General features: G+C 70.8%; 1 protein-coding gene and 1 pseudogene. Both read left to right on the plus strand.

Going from position 1 to position 5,393, the window contains the following annotated elements:
• Positions 1-85: 85 nt before the first annotated feature.
• Positions 86-4,402: pseudogene (gene gltB / locus AB0M20_RS25490) on the plus strand (glutamate synthase large subunit); the annotation flags it as partial.
• Positions 4,395-5,393 (plus strand): glutamate synthase subunit beta (locus AB0M20_RS25495; RefSeq protein WP_364302245.1); only part of this gene is annotated, 999 nt, incomplete at its 3' end. The pseudogene gltB and the gene AB0M20_RS25495, both read left to right, overlap by 8 nt.

Here is a 5,393-nt window from a genome sequence, read left to right on the forward strand (position 1 = left end):
ACCCCCCACTCTCCTCCTCTCTTTTTTTGTGTTGTGTTTTGGGTTTTTCTTTGTTGTGTTTTGCCGCCCGCCCCCCCCCCCCCCCCCCCCCCCCCCCCCCGGCCGCTACGCGACCGGACTGGCCTTCCTGCCCCGGGGCGAGAAGGACCGCAAGCGCGCGAAGAAGATCTTCGAGAAGTACGCGCTGGTCGAGGGCGGCGAGGTGCTGGGCTGGCGCGATCTGCCGGTGCGCCCGGAGGGTCTCGGCGCCTCGGCCGAGGACGCGCGGCCGTACATCATGCAGGTCTTCATCGCCGCGCACCGGCTCAGCGACACCACCGCCGGCAAGGCCGGTGAGCCGCTCGAGGGCCTGGAGCTGGAGCGGGTCGCGTACTGCATCCGCAAGCAGGCCGAGCGGGAGACCTCGCAGCGCGGCATCGGCGTGTACTTCCCGTCGCTGTCGTCGCGGACCATCACGTACAAGGGGATGCTGACCCCCGACCAGCTCCCGGAGTTCTTCGCCGATCTGACCGACGAGCGCGCCCAGAGCGCGATCGCCCTGGTCCACTCGCGGTTCTCCACCAACACGTTCCCGTCGTGGCCGCTGGCGCACCCGTACCGGTTCATCGCGCACAACGGCGAGATCAACACCATTCGCGGGAACCGCAACTGGATGCAGGCCCGCGAGGCGCTGCTGCGCTCCGACGTCCTGCCCGGCAACATCAAGCGGCTGTTCCCGATCGTCACGCCGGAGGCGTCCGACTCGGCCGGCTTCGACGAGGTGCTCGAGCTGCTGCACCTGGCCGGGCGCAGCCTGCCGCACGCCGTGCTGATGATGATCCCCGAGGCGTGGGAGAACGACCCCGGCATGGAGCCGGCCAAGAAGTCGTTCTACCGCTTCCACGCCAGCCTGATGGAGCCGTGGGACGGCCCGGCCAGCGTGGCGTTCACCGACGGCACGATCATCGGCGCGGTGCTCGACCGCAACGGCCTGCGTCCCGGCCGCTGGTGGCACACCACCGACGGCCTGGTGGTGCTCGGCTCCGAGGCCGGCGTGCTCGACCTCGACCCGGCGACCGTCGTGGCCAAGGGCCGGCTGCAGCCGGGCCGGATGTTCATGGTCGACACTGAGGCCGGCCGGATCGTGCACGACGACGAGATCAAGACCGGCCTGGCCGCCGCGCAGCCGTACGACGACTGGCTGCACGCCGGGCTGATCCGCCTCGAGGACCTGCCGGCGCGCGAGCACGTGATCTACACGCACGACTCGGTGACCCGTCGCCAGCAGGTGTTCGGCTACACCGAGGAGGAGCTGAAGATCCTGGTCACGCCGATGGCCCGCCTCGGCGCGGAGCCGCTCGGCTCGATGGGCACCGACACCCCGATCTCGCCGCTGTCGCAGCGCCCGCGGCTGCTGTTCGACTACTTCCACCAGCTCTTCGCCCAGGTCACCAACCCGCCGCTGGACGCCATTCGCGAGGAGCTGGTGACCAGCCTGGGCATGACCATCGGGCCGGAGGGCAACCTGCTCGACCCGGGCCCGGCGAGCTGCCGGCAGATCGTCCTGCCGTACCCGATCATCGACAACGACGAGCTGGCCAAGCTGCTGTCCATCGACGAGGACGGCGACCTGCCCGGGTTCAAGGCGGTCCGGGTCTCCGGGCTGTACCCGTTGCGCGAGGGCGCGGCCGGCATCAAGGCGCGGCTGACCCAGATCTGCCGGCACGTGTCCGAGGCGATCGAGGACGGCGTACGCATCCTCGTGCTCTCCGACCGCGACGCCAACGCCGACCTCGCGCCGATCCCGTCCCTGCTGCTCACCGCGGCGGTCCATCAGCACCTGGTGCGCGAGCAGACCCGCACCCAGGTGGCGCTGGTGGTCGAGTCCGGCGACTGCCGCGAGGTGCACCACGCGGCCGTGCTGATCGGCTACGGCGCCGCGGCGGTGAACCCATACCTCGCCTTCGAGAGCGTCGAGGACCTGATCGTCACCGGCCCGCTCGCCGGGATGGACTCGCGCGTCGCGATCCGCAACTACGTCAAGGCGCTCGGCAAGGGCGTCCTGAAGATCATGTCCAAGATGGGCATCTCGACGGTGTCCTCGTACTGCGGCGCGCAGGTCTTCGAGGCCGTCGGGCTGGACAACAAGCTGCTGCAGCGCTATTTCGCGGGCACGTCCGGGCGGATCGGCGGGTCCGGCCTCGCCGAGATCCACGCCGAGGTCAAGGCGCGCCACGAGAAGGCGTACCCGAAGAACCCGGCCGAGCGCAGCCACCGCCGCCTCGAGGTCGGCGGCGAGTACCAGTGGCGCCGCGAGGGCGAGGTCCACCTGTTCAACCCGGAGACGGTGTTCCTGCTGCAGCACGCCACCCGCAGCAAGCAGTACGACGTGTTCCGCCGGTACACCGAGAAGGTCGACGGGCTTGCGGCGGCGGCCGGCTCTCTGCGCGGGCTGTTCAAGTTCAGGGGCGACCGGCCGTCCGTGCCGCTCGACGAGGTCGAGCCGGCGTCCGAGATCGTGAAGCGGTTCGCCACCGGCGCGATGAGCTACGGCTCGATCTCCGCCGAGTCGCACGAGACCCTGGCCATCGCGATGAACCGGCTGGGCGGCAAGTCCAACACCGGCGAGGGCGGCGAGGACGTCGAGCGGCTGTACGACCCGCAGCGCCGGTCCAGCGTCAAGCAGATCGCGTCCGGCCGGTTCGGCGTGACCAGCGAGTACCTGGTGAACGCCGACGACCTGCAGATCAAGATGGCGCAGGGGGCGAAGCCGGGCGAGGGCGGGCAGCTGCCCGGCAACAAGGTGTGGCCGTGGATCGCCAAGACGCGGCACGCCACCCCGGGCGTCGGGCTGATCTCGCCGCCGCCGCACCACGACATCTACTCCATCGAGGACCTGGCCCAGCTGGTCCACGACCTCAAGATGGTCAACCCCGCGGCCCGCGTACACGTCAAGCTGGTCTCCGAGATCGGCGTCGGCACCGTCGCGGCCGGCGTGGCCAAGCTCAAGGCCGACGTGATCCTGATCTCCGGCCACGACGGGGGCACCGGCGCCTCCCCGCTGAACTCGCTGAAGCACGCCGGCTCGCCGTGGGAGCTCGGCCTGGCCGAGGCGCAGCAGACGTTGCTGCTCAACAAGCTGCGCGACCGGGTCACCGTGCAGGTCGACGGCCAGCTCAAGACCGGGCGCGACGTGGTGATCGCGGCGCTGCTGGGCGCGGAGGAGTTCGGCTTCGCGACCGCGCCGCTGATCGTGAGCGGCTGCATCATGATGCGGGTCTGCCACCTGGACACCTGCCCGGTCGGCATCGCCACCCAGAACCCGGTGCTGCGGGAGCGGTTCACCGGCAAGCCGGAGTTCGTCGAGAACTTCTTCATGTTCATCGCGGAGGAGGTTCGCGAGTACCTCGCCGAGCTGGGCTTCCGCACCATCGACGAGGCGATCGGGCACGCCGAGGCGCTCGACGTGCTGCCCGCGGTCAACCACTGGAAGGCCAAGGGTCTCGACCTGTCGCCGGTGCTGTTCGTGCCGGAGCTTCCCGAGGGCGCGTCCCGCCGCGGCATCGTCGCGCAGGACCACGGCCTGGAGAAGGCGCTGGACAACAAGCTGCTCGAGCTGGCGGCGCCGGCCCTCACCGAGGGCGCCCAGGTGCGGGCCGAGCTCGAGGTGCGCAACGAGAACCGCAGCGTCGGCGCGATGCTCGGCGGCGCGGTCACCAAGCGGTACGGCGGCACCGGCCTGCCCGACGACACCATCCACATCACCCTGCGCGGCACCGGCGGCCAGTCGTTCGGCGCGTTCCTGCCGCGCGGCGTGACACTGCGGCTGATCGGCGACACCAACGACTATGTCGCGAAAGGACTCTCCGGTGGCCGGGTGATCGTGCGGCCGGACGAGCGGGCGCCGTTCGTCGCCGAGGAGAACATCATCGCCGGCAACACGATCCTCTACGGCGCGACCGCGGGCGAGGTGTTCCTGCGCGGCCGGGCCGGCGAACGGTTCGCGGTCCGCAACTCGGGCGCGCAGGCGGTCGTCGAGGGCGTCGGCGACCACGGTTGCGAGTACATGACCGGCGGCGTCGTCGTGGTGCTCGGCTCGACCGGGCGCAACTTCGCGGCGGGGATGAGCGGCGGCACGGCGTTCGTGCTCGGCCTCGACCTGCAGCGGGTCAACCCGGAGCTGGTCGACCTCACGCCGCTCAACGAGGAGGAGCAGGAGCTGCTGCACGGCCTGGTGCAGAAGCACTTCGCCGAGACCGACTCCGCGGTGGCGGAGCGGTTGCTCAAGGACTGGCCCGCGGCGGTGAACGATTTCACCGCGGTGGTGCCGCGCGACTACAAGCGCGTGATGGAGCTGATCAGGACCGCCGAAGCCGCCGGTCGCAATGTGGACGAGGCGGTCATGGGGGTCAAGCGTGCCTGATCCGAACGGTTTTCTCCGGTACGAACGTCAGCTGCCGAAGCGTCGTCCGGTCCCGCTGCGGATCCAGGACTGGCACGAGGTGTACCCGCCGGCCGGCGAGGAGCTGATCCGCGACCAGGCGACCCGCTGCATGGACTGCGGGGTCCCGTTCTGTCACGACGGCTGCCCGCTCGGCAACCGCATCCCCGACTGGAACGACCTGGTGCGCACCGGGGCGTGGCAGGCGGCGGCCGAGTCGCTGCACGCCACCAACAACTTCCCGGAGTTCACCGGCCGGCTGTGCCCGGCGCCCTGCGAGGCGGCCTGCGTGCTGGGCATCGGCGACGACCCGGTCACGATCAAGCAGGTCGAGGTCGAGATCGCCAACCATGCCTTCGACCTCGGGTACGTGCGCCCGCAACCGGCGCCGGCACAGTCGGGCAAGCGGGTGGCCGTGGTCGGCTCCGGTCCCGCCGGGCTGGCCGCCGCGCAGCAGCTCGCCCGCGCCGGGCACGCGGTCACCGTCTACGAGCGGGACGACCGGATCGGCGGCCTGCTCCGCTACGGCATCCCCGACTTCAAGATCGAGAAGCAGCACATCGACCTGCGGCTCGCGCAGATGGCCGCCGAGGGAGTCGAGTTCCGCACGTCGGTGAACGTCGGCGTGGACGTCACCGCCGATGACCTCAAGGACCACTTCGACGCGGTGCTGCTGGCCTGCGGCGCGCTGGCCGGGCGGGACGCGCACGAGACGCCGGGCCGCGCGCTGAACGGCGTACACCTGGCCATGCATCATCTCGTCCCCGCCAACCGGGTCGTCGCCGGTCTGCAGGAGACGACGCCGATCGACGCGGCCGGCAAGCATGTCGTGATCATCGGCGGCGGCGACACCGGCGCGGACTGCCTTGGCGTGGCCCACCGGCAGGGCGCGGCCGCGGTGGTGCAGCTCGACCAGTACCCGTTGCCGCCGGAGGCGCGGGCCGGTGAGCTGCATCCCTGGCCGACGTGGCCG

Source organism: Actinoplanes sp. NPDC051633, from assembly GCF_040681735.1.
Taxonomy (GTDB): Bacteria; Actinomycetota; Actinomycetes; order Mycobacteriales; family Micromonosporaceae; genus Actinoplanes.